Origin of the sequence: Immundisolibacter sp., assembly GCF_028696615.1 — a bacterium.
Lineage (GTDB): Bacteria > Pseudomonadota > Gammaproteobacteria > Immundisolibacterales > Immundisolibacteraceae > Immundisolibacter.
Map to the genome: position 1 here is coordinate 1 of NZ_JAQVGQ010000043.1, position 15,130 is coordinate 15,130.

At 71.9% G+C, this 15,130-nt stretch carries 14 protein-coding genes, 1 other RNA gene and 2 pseudogenes; 12 read left to right on the forward strand and 5 right to left on the reverse strand.

Translation table 11 applies throughout. The features are described 5' to 3' along the window. From PHC73_RS04615 to PHC73_RS04625, 3 genes are all read left to right on the forward strand, one after another. Positions 1-1,713 (forward strand): HAD-IC family P-type ATPase (locus PHC73_RS04615; RefSeq protein WP_300125020.1); only part of this gene is annotated, 1,713 nt, incomplete at its 5' end. Between the two features lie 52 nt (positions 1,714-1,765). After that, positions 1,766-2,005 (forward strand): type II toxin-antitoxin system ParD family antitoxin, encoded by a 240-nt coding sequence (locus PHC73_RS04620; protein ID WP_300125022.1) that lies wholly within the window; start codon positions 1,766-1,768, stop codon positions 2,003-2,005. A 17-nt stretch (positions 2,006-2,022) separates the two neighbouring features. Beyond that, on the forward strand, positions 2,023-2,358 hold the full coding sequence (locus tag PHC73_RS04625) for a type II toxin-antitoxin system RelE/ParE family toxin (RefSeq protein WP_300125050.1): 336 nt from the start codon (positions 2,023-2,025) through the stop codon (positions 2,356-2,358). A gap of 26 nt (positions 2,359-2,384) precedes the next feature. On the opposite strand, the gene rfaE2 is transcribed toward PHC73_RS04625, so the two are convergent. From rfaE2 to PHC73_RS04645, 4 genes are all read right to left on the reverse strand, one after another. Beyond that, positions 2,385-2,873, reverse strand: coding sequence for a D-glycero-beta-D-manno-heptose 1-phosphate adenylyltransferase (gene rfaE2, locus PHC73_RS04630; protein ID WP_300125025.1), 489 nt, complete (start codon positions 2,871-2,873; stop codon positions 2,385-2,387). After that, positions 2,870-3,454, reverse strand: a complete 585-nt coding sequence (locus PHC73_RS04635; protein WP_300125027.1) for an SIS domain-containing protein — start codon at positions 3,452-3,454, stop codon at positions 2,870-2,872. The genes rfaE2 and PHC73_RS04635 overlap by 4 nt, the downstream gene beginning before the upstream one ends. 160 nt (positions 3,455-3,614) lie before the next feature. Further along, positions 3,615-3,989, reverse strand: coding sequence for a YraN family protein (locus PHC73_RS04640; protein ID WP_300125029.1), 375 nt, complete (start codon positions 3,987-3,989; stop codon positions 3,615-3,617). Next, on the reverse strand, positions 3,986-5,548 hold the full coding sequence (locus PHC73_RS04645) for a penicillin-binding protein activator (protein WP_300125032.1): 1,563 nt from the start codon (positions 5,546-5,548) through the stop codon (positions 3,986-3,988). The genes PHC73_RS04640 and PHC73_RS04645 overlap by 4 nt, the downstream gene beginning before the upstream one ends. A 43-nt stretch (positions 5,549-5,591) precedes the next feature. On the opposite strand from PHC73_RS04645, the pseudogene rsmI reads away from it, so the two are divergent. Together rsmI and rnpB are read left to right on the forward strand one after the other, a co-directional pair. After that, positions 5,592-6,428 (forward strand): annotated as a pseudogene (rsmI, locus tag PHC73_RS04650) (16S rRNA (cytidine(1402)-2'-O)-methyltransferase); the annotation flags it as partial. Positions 6,429-6,462: 34 nt separating this feature from the next. Further along, an RNA gene (rnpB, locus tag PHC73_RS04655) (RNase P RNA component class A) lies at positions 6,463-6,824 on the forward strand. Positions 6,825-7,227: 403 nt separating this feature from the next. Here the strand turns inward: rnpB and PHC73_RS04660 are convergent. Continuing rightward, complete coding sequence (locus PHC73_RS04660) at positions 7,228-8,355, reverse strand: type IV pilus twitching motility protein PilT (protein ID WP_300125034.1); 1,128 nt, start codon at positions 8,353-8,355, stop codon at positions 7,228-7,230. Positions 8,356-8,694: 339 nt separating this feature from the next. Between PHC73_RS04660 and mraZ the strand changes: the two genes are divergently transcribed. The 7 genes and pseudogenes from mraZ to PHC73_RS04695 all read left to right on the forward strand — a co-directional run. Continuing rightward, positions 8,695-9,153 carry a division/cell wall cluster transcriptional repressor MraZ gene (gene mraZ / locus PHC73_RS04665; RefSeq protein ID WP_300125036.1) on the forward strand — a complete coding sequence of 153 codons (459 nt, stop codon included), beginning with the start codon at positions 8,695-8,697 and terminating at the stop codon, positions 9,151-9,153. Continuing rightward, a complete protein-coding gene (rsmH, locus tag PHC73_RS04670) occupies positions 9,153-10,091 on the forward strand; it encodes a 16S rRNA (cytosine(1402)-N(4))-methyltransferase RsmH (protein WP_300125038.1) in 939 nt (312 codons plus the stop codon). The genes mraZ and rsmH overlap by 1 nt, the downstream gene beginning before the upstream one ends. Further along, complete coding sequence (gene ftsL / locus PHC73_RS04675; protein WP_300125040.1) at positions 10,084-10,371, forward strand: cell division protein FtsL; 288 nt, start codon at positions 10,084-10,086, stop codon at positions 10,369-10,371. The genes rsmH and ftsL overlap by 8 nt, the downstream gene beginning before the upstream one ends. Beyond that, entirely contained in the window at positions 10,368-12,101 is a 1,734-nt protein-coding gene (locus PHC73_RS04680; RefSeq protein ID WP_300125042.1) for a penicillin-binding protein 2, read from the forward strand. Before ftsL ends, PHC73_RS04680 begins: the two co-directional genes overlap by 4 nt. Further along, a complete protein-coding gene (locus PHC73_RS04685; RefSeq protein WP_300125044.1) occupies positions 12,101-13,582 on the forward strand; it encodes a UDP-N-acetylmuramoyl-L-alanyl-D-glutamate--2,6-diaminopimelate ligase in 1,482 nt (493 codons plus the stop codon). Before PHC73_RS04680 ends, PHC73_RS04685 begins: the two co-directional genes overlap by 1 nt. Beyond that, complete coding sequence (gene murF, locus PHC73_RS04690; RefSeq protein ID WP_300125047.1) at positions 13,579-14,928, forward strand: UDP-N-acetylmuramoyl-tripeptide--D-alanyl-D-alanine ligase; 1,350 nt, start codon at positions 13,579-13,581, stop codon at positions 14,926-14,928. The genes PHC73_RS04685 and murF overlap by 4 nt, the downstream gene beginning before the upstream one ends. Further along, positions 14,928-15,130 (forward strand): annotated as a pseudogene (locus tag PHC73_RS04695) (phospho-N-acetylmuramoyl-pentapeptide-transferase); the annotation flags it as partial. The gene murF and the pseudogene PHC73_RS04695, both read left to right, overlap by 1 nt.

Below are 15,130 nucleotides of genomic sequence, written 5' to 3' on the forward strand. Positions count from 1 at the left end.
TTTTCGGTGGCGCTGGCGGTGGGGCTGTCGCCGGAGCTGCTGCCGGCCATCATGACCATCACGCTCGCCCACGGCGCGCGCGCCATGGCCCGGCAGGGCGTGATCGTGCGGCGTCTGGCGGCGATCGAGAACCTCGGCAGCATGGACGTGCTGTGCACCGACAAGACCGGCACGCTGACGGCGGGCGTGATCCGCCTCGACGGCGCGCTCGGCACCGACGGCGAGCCCTCGGCGCACGTGGCGCGGCTCGCTTACCTCAACGCCCACTTCGAAACCGGCATCGACAACCCGCTCGACGCCGCCATCGAGGCGGCCGGCGCACCGCCCGGGCTCGACCCCGCCGCCTGGCGCAAGCTCGACGAAATCCCCTACGACTTTCTGCGCAAGCGCCTGTCCATCGTCGCCGCCGGCCCGGATGGCGCGCCCCTGCTGCTGACCAAGGGCGCCTTCGCCACGGTGCTTGCGGTGTGCGGGCGCCTGCGCGCTGGCGAGACCGAAATTCCCCTGGACGACGCGCAAAAAGCCGCCCTCGAACGGCGCTTCGCCGCCTGGAGCGAACAGGGCTTTCGCGTGCTCGGGGTGGCGAGCCGGCGGCTCGACGCCAAGCCCGCCTACCACGCGAGCGACGAGGCGGACCTGTGCTTCGAGGGCTTTCTGCTGTTCTTCGACCCGCCCAAGCCCGGCATCGAGCGCACGCTGGCCGAACTCAAACGCTTGGGCGTGGCCATCAAGATCATCACCGGCGACAACCGCCTGGTGGCGGCGCACCTGGCGCGCGAGGTCGGCATCGCCGAACCGGTGGTACTGACCGGCGCGCAGATCGACGACATGCGCGACGAGGCGCTGTGGCAGCGCGCGGTCCACACGGACCTGTTCGCCGAAGTCGACCCGAACCAGAAAGAGCGCCTGATCCTGGCGCTCAAGCGCTCCGGTCACGTGGTGGGGTATCTGGGCGACGGCATCAACGACGCGCCGGCGCTGCACGCCGCCGATGCTGGCATCTCGGTCGATCAGGCGGTGGACGTGGCCAAGCAGGCGGCCGATTTCGTGCTGCTGCAGCACGATCTCGACGTGCTGTGCCGCGGCATCGAATTCGGCCGCAGCACGTTTGCCAACACGCTCAAGTACATCTACACCACCACCAGCGCCAACTTCGGCAACATGATCAGCATGGCGGCGGCCAGCCTGTTTCTGCCGTTTCTGCCGCTGCTGCCCAAGCAGATCCTGCTGAACAACTTTCTGTCGGACCTGCCGGCCATGGGCATCGCCACCGACCGGGTGGACGAAGAAGCCGTGCAGACGCCGCACCGCTGGAACGTGGCCGCCATCCGCCGCTTCATGATCACCTTCGGCCTCATCAGCTCGGCCTTCGACGGCCTCACGTTTGCGCTGCTGCTGTGGCTGACCGACGGCGCGCCGGCGCACTTTCGCACCGGCTGGTTCGTGGAATCGCTGCTCACCGAGCTGTGGGTGCTGCTGGTGGTGCGCACCGCCCGCCCGGCCTGGCGCAGCCGGCCGGGCACGCTGCTGTGGCGGCTGACGCTGCTGCTGACCGGCGTGACGCTCGCGCTGCCCTACCTGCCGGGCAGCGGCGCGCTGTTCGAGTTCACGCCGCTGCCGGGCGACGTGCTGGCGGCGGTGCTGGCGATCACCGCCGGTTATCTCATATGCACGGAATTGGCCAAGCGGCGGCTGTTTGCGGGATTGGGGTAACAGCTGCCCCTTCAACATTGGCATTTTTTGCCAAGCACGTTATGTTCGGCACATGAGCACGATGAACATTTCCCTGCCGGACAGCCTCAAGGCTTTCGTCGACGAGCAGGTCGCAAGTCGCGGTTATGGCAGCAGCAGCGAGTACCTGCGCGAGCTGATACGTGCCGACCAGGACCGCCAGCGCCTGCGTGCTGTGCTGCTCGACGGGGCCACCTCGCCGCCCGCCGCGCCGGTCGATCCGGCCTACTTCGAGAGCCTGCGGGCCGACATCCGGCGGCGTCTTGCGGGGTAAGGACAAAGCCCGTCGTCCTGCGCGAGCGAGCGCGCCAGGACGTCGACGACGCGATCGCCCATTACCTTGCGGCCGGCGGGGAAACCGCCGCGCTCGGTTTTGTGGACGCCCTCGAGCGGGCACTCGTCCACCTCGGCCGCCATCCGGCCAGCGGCTCGCTGCGTTATGCCCACGAACTGCACCTGCCCTGGCTGCGGTTTTGGCCGCTGAAGCGCCATCCTCATCTCGTCTTTTACGTGGAACACCACCAGCACGTCGATGTGTGGCGCGTGCTTCATGGTGGTCGCGACATCCCTGCCTGGCTGCGCTGTGCGGCCGGTGATGATGTGTTCGGCGCTGGCGCTGCGGGGTAGGCCGTTCAGAACGGGCAGGTACCGTTTCAGTCCGCCGCGCGGATGCGCCGCAGCAGGTCGCTGGTGGAGCGCTGATGACGGAACGGCAGCGAGTGCACCTGCCCGCCCAGCGCGCGCACGAAGTCGGCGCCGACGATGGCGTCCACCGGCCAGTCGCCGCCCTTGACCAGGTGCTCGGGCCGCAGCCGTTCGATGAGGCGCAGCGGCGTGTCCTCGTCGAAGGCCACCACCAGGCTCACGCTCTCGAGCGCCGCCAGCACCGCCATGCGGTCGGCCAGCGGGTTGATCGGCCGGTCCGCGCCCTTGCCCTGGCGGCGCACCGAGGCATCGCTGTTGACGCCCACCACCAGGCTCGCGCCGAGCGCCGCGGCGCGGTCGAGGTAATCGACGTGCCCCACGTGCAGGATGTCGAAGCAGCCGTTGGTGAACACCAGCGGCCGCGCCAGCGCCGCCGCGCGCGCCGCGAGCGTGGCCGGGTCGGCGATCTTGCGCGCGTAGCGCGGCCGGTCGCTCATGGCGCAAGCTCGCCGTCGATCAGCTCGCACAGGCAGTGCAGGGCGAGGATGTGCACTTCCTGGATGCGCGCGGTGACCGTCGCCGGCACGCGGATTTCCACGTCCGCCGGGCGCAGCAGCGCGGCGAGCGCGCCGCCGTCGCGGCCGCTCAGCGCCACCACCGCCAGACCCGCCCGCTGCGCGGCCTCGACCGCGCCGAGGATGCCCGGCGACTGGCCGCTGGTGCTGATGGCGACCAGCGCGTCGCCCGGCCGGCCGAGCGCCGCCACCTGGCGCGCGAACACCTGCGCGTAGCCGTAGTCGTTGGCCACGGCGGTGAGCGTCGAGGTGTCGGCGTGTAGCGCCAGCGCCGGCAGGCCGGCGCGCTCGCGCTCGTAGCGGCCGAGCAGCTCGGCGGTGAAGTGCTGGGCGTCGGCCGCCGAGCCGCCGTTGCCGCACACCAGCACTTTGTTGCCGCCGCGCAGGCAGCCCGCCAGCACGGCGGCGGCGCGGGCGATGGCGGGCGCCAGCGCCGCGGCGCTGGCGAGTTTGAGCCGGGCGCTGTCGCGAAAACGCTCGGCGACGAGATCGGTCGGTTGCATGCGGCGTCTAGAGTTTGTGAAGAAATGCGCGTCCTGCGCATTTCTTATATCGCACGTCCGGTACACGCCCGGACGTGCTCGCGCGAATCGAGCCCTCGAGGGCTCGATTCGCGTCCGGCCATCCCCGGCCGGCCTGAGAGCGTGACAAAATCACACGCTCTCAGTCGAGGGTGAAGGCGTTTTGCAGCCACTGCAGCGGCGCCGCATCGCCGGGGCCGGTGATGCTGACGATGTCGAAGCGGCACGGCGGCAGCGTGCGCTGCGGCAGGCCCTGCAAATACTGCTGGGCGGCCAGCTGGATGCGCCGGCGCTTGGCGGCGGTGACGGTCTCGGCAGCGCTGCCGAAGGCGGCGCTGCGCCGGCTGCGCACCTCCACGAACACCAGCTCGGCGCCGTGCCGGGCGATGAGGTCGATCTCGCCGCCGGCGACGCGGTAGTTGCGCGCCACGATGCTGAGCCCGTGCGCCTGCAAATGCGCCGCGGCGCGCGCCTCGGCCGCCCGGCCGCGCAGCAGATGGGCCGCCGGCGTCTTCACGGCGCCCCGCCCGGCGGCAGCGGCACCGGCACCCCGCCGGCAAACCGCGCGCAGGACAGCACCTGCCGGCGCAGGGCGCCGTTGGCGTCGAGCGCCAGCGCGCCGGTGAGACCCTCCGGCAGCGCATCGACTGTCTCGCCCAGGCGCAGACGCGCAGCGACGGTATACGCGTCGGCGCCCAGCGCCACCAGGCGCGGCGGCAGCTGGCCGAGCGCCGGCCAGACACTGCGCGCCGCGGCCAGCGGCCCCGGATCGCCCGCCAGGGTGTGGCCATCGAGCGCCCAGGGGCTGTCGCAGAACACTGCGTTGTCGAGGTCGGCATCGGCGACCGGCGCCGGCTGGCCGCTCCACACCTGCGAGGTGGTCAACACCGGCAGGCCGAACACGCCCACGTACGCCAGCTGCGGCACGATCTGCCGCGCGTCGGTGGCGCTCGCCACCACGATCAGCGCCTGCGGTCCGGGCAAGGCCGGCGCGGGCTCGCCGTCCGCCGCTGGCAGCGCCTCCGGCGCCTCGTGCGCCGGTGCGGCCGCCAGGCGCGCCGCGAACAGCCCGCGCAGGGCGGCCGAAAAATCAGTATCGCCGGCGTCGAACGGCACCGCCGCAATGACGCGCCCGCCCTGCGCCGCCACGGCGGCGTTGTACAGGTCACGCTGGCGCCGGCCCCAGGCGTCGTCCACGTACAGCATGGCCACCTCGCGGTAGCCGGCGGCGGCGAGCCAGGCGGCGCCGGCGGCGGCCTCGTCGGCCGGGTCCAGCGACAGCCGGTACAGGTTCACCTGTCCGACCGCAGGCTCGGGGTTGTTCAGCGCCAGCGTCGGGCGCGGCAGCGGGGCGGCCGCCAGCGCCGCCACTTCGGATTTCTGCAGCGGGCCGATGACGGCCGCGGCGCCGTCGGCGATGGCCTGCCGGTAGGCCGCCACCGCATCGCTGCCGGTCGGGTAGAAGCGCAGCTCGGGACCGCTCCGGTCAGCCAGGCGCGCCGCCACGATGCCGGCGCCGATGGCCTGCGCCGCGCCGTCGAGCTCGCCGCCGTAGGGCAGCAGCACGGCCAGCATGTCGGCTGCCGCCGGCGTCGGGGTCGGCGGCGCCGGCGCCGTGTCGGGCGGCAGTTGCGCCAGCAGGGCATCGCGCTGCGCAGCCAGCGGGGCCGGCAAATCGACCTCACGAATCGGCTCCAGCGCGCCGGCGGCGGCCGCGGCATCACCGCGAAGCAGCGCCAGCCGCGCCAGCAACAGCTGCCGCTCGGCGCGCTGCGCCGGGTCCAGCTGCGCGACGTCGATCTGGGCGAGCAACGCCTCGCTGCGGGCAGCATCGCCGGCCGTCAGCCAGGCGGCGGCGGCGCGCAGTTGATATGCTTCGCCGCCCGGCGCGGGCCGGCTGGCGGCAAGCGCCTGCCAGGCCTGCGCGGCGGCGCCGAAATCGCCACGCGCCTCGGCGGCGCGGGCCGGCTGCTCGGGATCGACCGGCGCCTGTGCCGACGGCGGGGCGGGCGCCTGGCCGGCACAGCCACCCAGCAGCAGCGCCGCCGCCACCATCGTCGTGGCAGCGGCCCGCAAAAAGAGCTTCGAGGTGCGTTCCGCGCGGCTTCCCGACACTGGCATGGATACGGAAAAAAACGGCGGCCGATTGTACGTGCTGGCCACCCCGCTCGGAAATCTGGCCGATCTCGCACCGCGCGCCGCACAAATCCTGGCATCGGTGGCGGTGATTGCCGCCGAGGACACCCGCCACAGCCGCCCGCTGCTCGCCCACTACGGCATCCGCACGCCGCTGCTGGCGCTGCACGAGCACAACGAGGCGGCGCAGACGCCGCGCCTGCTCGAACGCCTGCAGCAGGGCGAGGACGTGGCGCTGATCAGCGACGCCGGCACGCCGGCCATCAGCGACCCCGGCCAGCGCCTGGTGGCGGCGGCGCATGCGGCCGGCGTCACGGTGCTGCCGGTGCCAGGACCGTGCGCGGCGATCGCGGCGCTGTCGGCGAGCGGCCTTGCCAGCGCGCGCTTCGCCTTCGAGGGCTTTCTGCCGGCCAAGGCGGCGGCGCGGCGCAGTGCGCTCGCGGCGCTCCGAGACGAGCCGCGCACGCTGATCTTTTACGAGGCACCGCATCGCCTCTTGGCGCTGCTGGAGGACGTCGCCGAGCTGTTCGGCGAGCGGCCGCTGGCGCTCGCCAAGGAGCTCACCAAACTGCACGAGGCGGTGATCCGCGGCAGCGCCACCGAGATCCGCGCCTGGCTTACGGCCGAGACCGGCCGCGAGCGCGGCGAGTTCGTGCTGGTGATCGAAGGCGCGCCGGAGCAGCCAGCCGGCACCGATGACCTCGACGCCATGCTGGGGCGCCTGTTCAAGGTGCTGCCGCTCAAGCAGGCGGTGGCCGCCGCCGCGGCACTGACCGAGGCGCCGCGCAACGCCGTCTACCGGCGCGCACTCGCCTTGCAACAGGCCACCGCCGCCCCCACACTATCGGATGCGGGGAGCCGGACAGGCAATCGCGCTCGCGAGAGCGAGGAAAGTCCGGGCTCCACAGGACGGGGTGCCAGGTAACGCCTGGGGGGCGCAAGCCTACGGAAAGTGCCACAGAAAACACACCGCCGATGGCGCTGCGGCGCACAGGCAAGGGTGAAAAGGTGCGGTAAGAGCGCACCGCGCGCCTGGCAACAGGCGTGGCAGGGTAAACCCCACCCGGAGCAAGACCAAATAGGGGGACGGCTGGCCGAAAGGCCACGACGCGTGGTCCGCGCGGTCCCCGGGTAGGTCGCTACAGGCGCCCGGTGACGGGCGTCGCAGATGAATGATTGCCCTCGACAGAACCCGGCTTATCGGCCGGCTCCCCGCTTCTTTATTTAGAAGCTGAAAAATTCCGTCCCTGGAATTTTTCAGCTCGCCGCGGCGCGGTACACGCCCGCGCCGCGCTCCATGAAGCAACGGCTTATGCCGTCGCTTCATGCCGGGGCCTCCTGCCCCGCAGCAAACGTTGAAAAATTCCGTCCCTGGAATTTTTCAGCTCGCCGCGGCGCGGTGCACGCCCGCGCCGCGCTCCATGAAGCAACGGCTTATGCCGTCGCTTCATGCCGGGGCCTCCTGCCCCGCAGCAAACGTTGAAAAATTCCGTCCCTGGAATTTTTCAGCTCGCCGCGGCGCGGTACACGCCCGCGGCGGACTGCGTCGATCGAGCCATCCTAGGCTTGCCATGCCGCGTCACGCCGTCGAATAGGGTTTTTGCAACGGCCTGCGGCCTTCAAAATCCCTGGAAGCGCAGACGCAGATCGGTCACGTTGGTGGCATTGGCGAGCGCCATCTCTTGCGTGATGTGCCCGCCCTCGACCAGCTCGTACAGGTAATCGTCGAAGGAAATCATGCCGTGCTGGCGGCCGGTGCGGATGACCTCGACGATGTCGGACTGGCGCTCGGGGTCCTCGATCATGTCGGCGATGGTGGGCGTGACCACCATCACCTCGAAGGCCGCCACGCGCGCACTGCCGTCGGCGCGCGGCAGCAGGCGCTGGCTGATCACCCCGCGCAGGTTGGCGGCGATGGCCTTGCGCTGCGTGTCCTGCTCCTCGGGCGGGAAGTACGACACCAGGCGGCTGATGGCGTCGTAGCAGTTCGGCGCGTGCAGGGTGGACAGCACCAGGTGGCCGGTCTCGGAGGCGCGCACGGCGGTGGTGATGGTCTCGGCGTCGCGCAGCTCGCCGATGAAGATCACGTCCGGGTCCTGGCGCAGCGCGGCGCGCATGGCGCTGCCGAAATCCGGCGTGTCGATGCCGACCTCGCGCTGGTTGATGACCGCCAGCTTGTCCTTGAACAAGTACTCGATCGGGTCCTCGATGGTCACGATGTGGCGACGGTCGCGCACGTTGATCATCTCGATCAGCGCCGCCAGCGTGGTCGACTTGCCCGAGCCGGTGGCGCCGGTCACCAGCACCATGCCGCGCTTGAGCTTGCTGAACATGTCGATGGTCGCCGGCAGGTTCAGCTCCGCCGCGCTCGGAATCTGCGTGGTGATGATGCGCAGCGCGATGGCGATGGTGCCGCGCTGCCGGTAGACGTTGGCGCGTACCCGGCCGATGCCGGCAAAGCCGTGCGCCAGGTCGACGTGATGGCGCTCATCGAAGATGGCCTGCAGGCGCTCGTCCAGCAGGGCCTGCGCCAGCGCGTTCATGTCCTCGGCCACCAGCGGCGGCTGCTGCGGCAGCGGTTCGAGCTCGCCCACCAGGCGCCAGTAGGGCGGCGAGCCGGCCTTGAAATGCAGGTCCGACACGCGCCGCGCCACCGCCAGCTCCACCAGCTGACGCAGGTACGCCTCCCCGTCGCGGGCGGTCAGCGGTCGGCCGGCTACCTGCTCGGCACTGGACATGTCGGTCATCGGCTGCTCCCTGCGCGGACTGAAGGACTGAGACCGGCAGTGTAGCCAAGCGCGCAGCGCCGCCCCAGTCCCGGCCGGCTAGCCTTCGAACAGGCGCCTGGCGCCGTTTTGCCATTCGCCATACCCGGCACATGCCCGGGCGCCGCCCGGCAAATCAAACACATACGCAGTCGATTTGTATGCCTGGCGGCTCTGCGACCGACCGTCCGACATCCCCGACGACGCCGTCGCCGTGCGCCTTGACGGCCGTGATGGCAGTTCCTATAGTGGCGCCTAGGTGGGGATTTGTGGGTCATTAGGGCTGAAATGTGGGGGCCATACCCATAAGCCGAGGGGAGCATGTTTCGCGGCATCACGGCGCTCAGTCTCGACGCCAAGGGTCGGATGGCCATTCCGAGCCGCTACCGCGAGCGCCTGCAAAACGATGCCGGCGGACAGCTCATCCTCACGCTCGACCACCGCGGCCAGTGCCTGCTGCTGTACCCGTTGCCGGTGTGGGAAGCGATCGAGCGCGAGCTGATCGAGGCACCCAACCTGCTCGAGGTGGTCGATCAGCTCAAACACACCCTGATCGGCCACGCCACCGAATGCGAGCCTGACGCCCAGGGCCGCATCCTGCTGCCGACCATGCTGCGTGAGCTGGTCGGCATCGACCGCCAGGTGGCGCTGGTGGGCCTGGGCAACAAATTCGAACTGTGGGACGAGACGGCCTGGGCCGAGCGGCGCAAGGGCTGGCTGCGGGCGGCGCAGGACGGCGCCGTGCAGCTGCCCGAGCAGCTCAGCCGGCTGGCTTTTTGATGAACGCAACGGACGCCGCCGGCCACCGGCCGGTCATGCTGGATGAGGTGATGCAGGGTCTGGCGATCCAAGCGAGCGGCTGTTACGTGGACGGCACCTACGGTGGCGGCGGTCACACACGCGCGCTGCTGGCGGCGCTGGGTCCGCACGGCCGCCTGCTGGCCATCGACAAGGACCCGGCCGCGGTGGCACGCGCCAGGGCCGAGTTCGGCGCCGATGCACGCGTCACGGTGCGCCACGGCAGCTTCGCGCAGCTCGGCGAGTTCGTCGACGAACTCGGCCTGCGCGGGCGCATCGCCGGGGTGCTGCTGGACCTTGGCATGTCGTCCATCCAGCTCGACGATGCGGCGCGCGGCTTCAGCTTCATGCGCGCCGGCCCACTCGACATGCGCATGGACACCAGCCGCGGCCCTACCGCCGCGCAATGGCTGGCGGACGCCAGCGAGGCGCAAATCGCGCAGGTGCTGCGCGAGTTCGGCGAGGAGCGCTACGCGCGGCGCATCGCCGCCGCCATCGTCGCGCGCCGCGCCCAGGCGCCGATCAGCACCACCGACGAGCTGGTCGAGGTGGTGCGCCAGGCCATGCCGCGGCGCGAGCAGCACAAGCATTTCGCCACCCGCACCTTCCAGGCGCTGCGCATCGTCGTCAACCACGAATTGGACGATCTGGCCGCCGGCCTCGAGCAGGCGTTGGCCGTGCTGGCGCCCGGCGGGCGGCTGGTGGTGCTGAGCTTCCACTCGCTCGAGGACCGGCCGGTCAAGCAGTTCATGCGCCAGCACGCCGGGCGCTTCGAGGGCGCCAGCGCACCGCCGGCGCTGCGCCTGGTGCGGGCGCCCAAGAAGGCCGGCCCGGCGGAGCTGGCCGTCAACCCGCGCGCGCGCAGCGCCATCCTGCGCGTGGCCGAACGCCTGGCCGACGCGGAGCCGGCCCATGCTTGACGCCTTCATCAACCGCACCGGCCACCTGCTGCTGGCGGCGCTGCTGCTGGCCTGTTTCGCCTCGGCGCTGGCGGTGGTTTACGTCAAACACCGCGAACGGCGTCTGGTGACCGAGCTGAGCGAGCTGCGCGACAGCCGCGACCGCCTCGACAGCGAGTGGAGCCGCCTGCTGCTCGAGGAGGCGACGCTGACCACGCACGCCCGGGTAGAGGCCAAGGCGCGCGACGAGCTCGGCATGGTATTGCCGCAGCCGCAGGAAATCGCCCAGGTGCGCCGATGAACGCCGTGTTCTCGCGCCCGCGCCACCTGCTCACGCTCGGCCTGGTGGTGCTGGCCGGCGCCGGTCTGGCGGCGCAGGCGGTCTACCTGCACACGCTGCGCACGCAGTTCCTGCGCGGCCAGGGCGATGCGCGCGCGCTGCGTACGGTGTCCGTCAACGCCCACCGCGGCATGCTGCTGGACCGCAACGGCGAGCCGCTGGCCATCAGCGCGCCGGTGGACTCGGTGTGGGTGGTGCCGGCGGACTTTGCCAAGGCGCGCGAGCGCTGGCCGCAGCTCGGGCGCGTGCTCGGCATGAGCACGGCGCAGCTGTCGGCCATCGTGTCGGCGCGCGCCGACAAGCGTTTTGCGTACCTCAAGCGCGCCGTGCCGCCGGAGCTGGCCGACGCCGCGCTGGCGCTGAAGCTGCCCGGCGTGTACCGCCAACGCGCCTACCGCCGCTACTACCCGCTGGCCGAGGCGGCCGGGCATGTGCTCGGCTACACCGACATCGACGACCGCGGCCAGGCCGGCCTCGAGCAGGCCTACGACAAACACCTGCGCGGCACGCCGGGCAAGGAACGCATCGTGCTCGACGCGCGCCGCCAGCGCGTGGCGCTGCTGGACACCATCGCCGCGCCGCGGCCGGGCAAGGACCTGAAACTGTCCATCGACCGGCGCATCCAATACCTCGCCTACCGCGAACTGAAGGCCGCGGTGCTGCGCCACCGGGCCGCCTCCGGCATGGCTGTGATGCTGGACGTGCAAAGCGGCGAGGTACTGGCCATGGTCAACCAGCCGACCTTCAACCCCAACGACCGCACCGATCAGGATCCCGACCGGCGGCGCAACCGGGCCGTCACCGACCCGTTCGAGCCCGGCTCCACCATCAAGCCGTTCACCGTCGCGGCGGCGCTGGCGCACCGCACGTTCGACCCGCGCCGCATCATCGACACCGCGCCCGGTTACATGCGCATGGGCCGCCACACGGTGCGCGACGTGCACAACTACGGCGCGCTCGACATGGCCGGCGTGATCCGCAAATCGAGCAACGTCGGCGCGGCGCAGATCGGCCTGTCGATGACGCCGCGGCAGATGTGGGAGACCTTCGCCGCCTTCGGCTTCGGCCTGCCCACCAGCACCGGCTTTCCGGGCGAGGCCAGCGGCCTGCTGCGCGCCGCGCAAAGCTGGCGGCAGGTGGAGCAGGTGACCATGTCGTTCGGCTACGGCGTGTCGACCACCGCGCTGCAACTGGCGCGCGCCTACGCCACGCTGGCCAGCGGCGGCCTGCTGCGGCCGGTGAGTTTCCTGGCGCTGGCGCCGAACGAACTGCCGGCCGGCGAACGCGCCCTGCCGGCCGACGTGGCGGCCACCGTCAACGCCATGCTCGAAGGCGTGGTCGGTCCAGGCGGCACCGCCACCAAGGCCGCCGTGGCCGGCTATCGGGTGGCCGGCAAGACCGGCACCACGCACATCGCCGACGCCGGCAGCTACGACCGCCACCGCTACCTGTCGAGCTTCGCCGGCTTTGCGCCGGCCAGCAATCCGCGCCTGGTGCTGCTGGTCACCCTGCGCGATGCGCAGGGCGCCTATTACGGTGGCGAGGTGGCGGCACCGGTGTTCCAGAATGTGATGGCCGGTGCGCTGCGCCTGCTGGGCGTGGCGCCGGATGCGCTGCCCGAGGCGCCGCTGACCCCGCCCACGCCGGCGACCGCACCGCGACTGATGCAAGCGGCGGAGCGGCGCCTGTGATGCCCGCCCGCGGTCCGACCCGCCCCACCGTGACGCTCGCCACCCTGCTGGCCGGCTGGCTGGACGATCTGCCCGGCACGCTGGCGTCGCTGCCGGTGGGCGGCCTTGCCAACGACAGCCGCGCCGTGCGGCCGGGCGATCTGTTCCTGGCCGTGCCGGGCCGGCGCACCGCGGGCACGCAGCACATCGGACAGGCCATCGCCCACGGCGCGGTGGCGGTGTTGATCGACACCAGCCTGCCGCTGCCGAGCGGCCTGCCGGTGCCGGTGCTGGCGGTGCCGAATCTCGCCGCCCGGCAGGGGCTGATCGCCGCCCGCTTTCACGGCGAGCCGTCGCGGGCGCTGAAGGTGATCGGCATCACCGGCACCAACGGCAAGACCTCGGTCAGTCATTTTCTGGCCCACTGCCTGCCGCGCTGCGGCATCCTCGGCACCGAGGGCAACGGCTTTCCGGGCCGCCTGGAGCCCGCCACGCACACCACGCCCGACGCGCTGGCGCTGCAGGCCTGGCTGGCGCGCTTTCGCGACCAGCGCGCGCGCCATGTGGCGATGGAGGTGTCCTCGCATGCGCTCGACCAGCAGCGCGTGGCCGGCGTCAGGTTCGATACCGCGGTGTTCACCAACCTGGGGCACGACCACCTCGACTACCACCGCGACCTCGACGACTACGCCGCCGCCAAGGCCGGCCTGTTCGCCAGCCCCGAGCTGCGCGCCGCGGTGCTGAATGCCGACGATCCCTACGGCGCGCGCATGGCGTCGGCGCTCGCCCCCGGCGTGCGGGTACTGCGCTATGGCATGCACGGCGGCGAGCTGCGCGGGCGCGCGCTGGCACGCCCGGCCGGGCTGCTGATCGACATCGACGGCGACTTCGGCCAGGCGCAGTTCGCCAGCCCCCTGCTCGGCGAGTTCAACCTCTACAACCTGCTGGCGACGCTCGGCACATTGCTGCTGGCCGATGTGCCCTTCAGCGAGGCGATCGACAAACTGCGCGCCCTGCCGCCGGTGCCGGGGCGCATGCAGGCGCTGCGCCGGCCGGGCGCGCCGCTGGTGGTGATCGACTACGCGCACAACCCGCCGGCGCTCGAGTCGGTGCTGACCGCGCTGCGCGCCCACGTGCCGGCCGGTGGGCGGCTGTGGTGCGTGTTCGGCTGCGGCGGCGAGCGCGATGCCGCCAAGCGGCCGGTGATGGGACAGATCGCGGCGCGTCTGGCCGACCGGGTGATCGTCACCGACGACAACCCGCGCGGCGAGGACGCGGCGGCGATCGCCGCCGCCATCCTGGCCGGTATTCCGGACGGCGTCGGCGCCCTGCTGATCCACGACCGCGCCACGGCCATCCGCCACGCCATCCACGCCGCCGACCTGCGCGATGTGGTGCTGATCGCCGGCAAGGGCGCCGAGCCGTATCAGATCGTCGGCGCCGAGCGGCGGCCGTTCTCGGACCTGGCCTGCGCCCAGGACGCGCAACGGACGCGGCCATGATGACGCTCGCCGAAGCCGCCCGCCTGATCGGCGCCCACCAGCAGCCGGCCGGTCATTTCACCGGCGTCGGCACCGACAGCCGCACGCTCGCGGCCGGCGAGCTGTTCGTGGCGCTCGCGGGCCCCCGCTTCGACGGCCACGACTACCTGCCCGCCGTGGCCGCTGCCGGTGCCGCGGGCGCCGTGGTACGCCGCCCCCACCCGGCGCTGCCGTGCCTGGTGGTGGCCGATCCGCTCGCCGCGCTCGGTCGGCTCGCCGCCGCCTGGCGCGGGCGCTTTACGCTGCCGCTGCTCGCCGTGACCGGCTCCAGCGGCAAGACCACCATCAAAGAACTGCTGGCCGCCGCGCTGGCGGGTCTCGGCCCGGTGCTGGCCACGCGCGGCAACCGCAACAACCACATCGGCGTGCCGCTGACGCTGCTCGAGCTGCGCCCAGCGCACCGGGCGGCGGTGATCGAGATGGGCATGAACCATCCCGGCGAGATCGCGCATCTGGCCGCGCTCGCCGGCCCGACGGTGGGCGTGATCGGCAACGCCGGCGCGGCGCACCTGGAAGGCCTCGGCAGCGTGGCGGCGGTGGCGCGCGCCAAGGGCGAGCTCATCGAACGCCTGCCGGCGGACGCCGTCGCGGTGCTCAATGCCGACGACGCCCACTTGCCGCTGTGGCGCGAGCTGGCCGGCGCGCGGCGGGTCATCAGTTTCGGCTTGGACCAGCCGGCCGACGTGACGGCCGAGTACACGCTCAGCGCCGACGGCAGCGCGCTCGAACTGCGCACGCCGGCCGGTAGCATCGCCACCCGCCTGGCGCTGCTCGGCCGGCACAACGTGCTGAACGCGCTGGCCGCCACCGCGGCGGCGCTGGCGGCCGGCGCCGACCTTGCCGACATCGCCAAGGGTCTGGCCACGGTGCGTCCGGTACCGGGTCGGCTGTATCCGCTCACCGGCCAGGCCGGCGCGCGCCTGATCGACGACAGCTACAACGCCAACCCGCTGTCGGTGCGAGCGGCCATCGAGGTGCTGGCCGGCCTGCCCGGCGAACGCCTGCTGGTGCTGGGCGACATGCGCGAGCTGGGCGCCGACGCCGCGCGCCTGCATGCCGACTGCGGCGCCGCCGCGCGCGCGGCCGGCATCGAGCATCTGGTCACGCTGGGACCGCTGGCAACCCATGCCGCATCGGCCTTCGGCGCCGGCGCCGTCGCCTGCACGGAACTGGCGCAGGTCATCGATGCGGCCGGCGCCCTGCTGCAGCCGGACCTCATCGCGCTCATCAAGGGCTCGCGCAGCGCCGGCATGGAGCGCGTGGTGCAGGCCCTGGCTGCCGGCGATTCGCCGCACGGGGGGCACTGATGCTGTACCACCTGTTCGACCGGCTGGCGGCCGACATCAGCGGTTTCAACGCGTTTCGCTACATCACGCTGCGCGCCATCCTGGCGGCGCTGACGGCGCTGGTGATCTCGCTCGCCGCCGGCGGGCCGGTGATCCGTTACCTCACCGCGCTGCGCCTGGGCCAGCAGGTGCGCACGGACGGCCCCAAGACGCACCTTGGCAA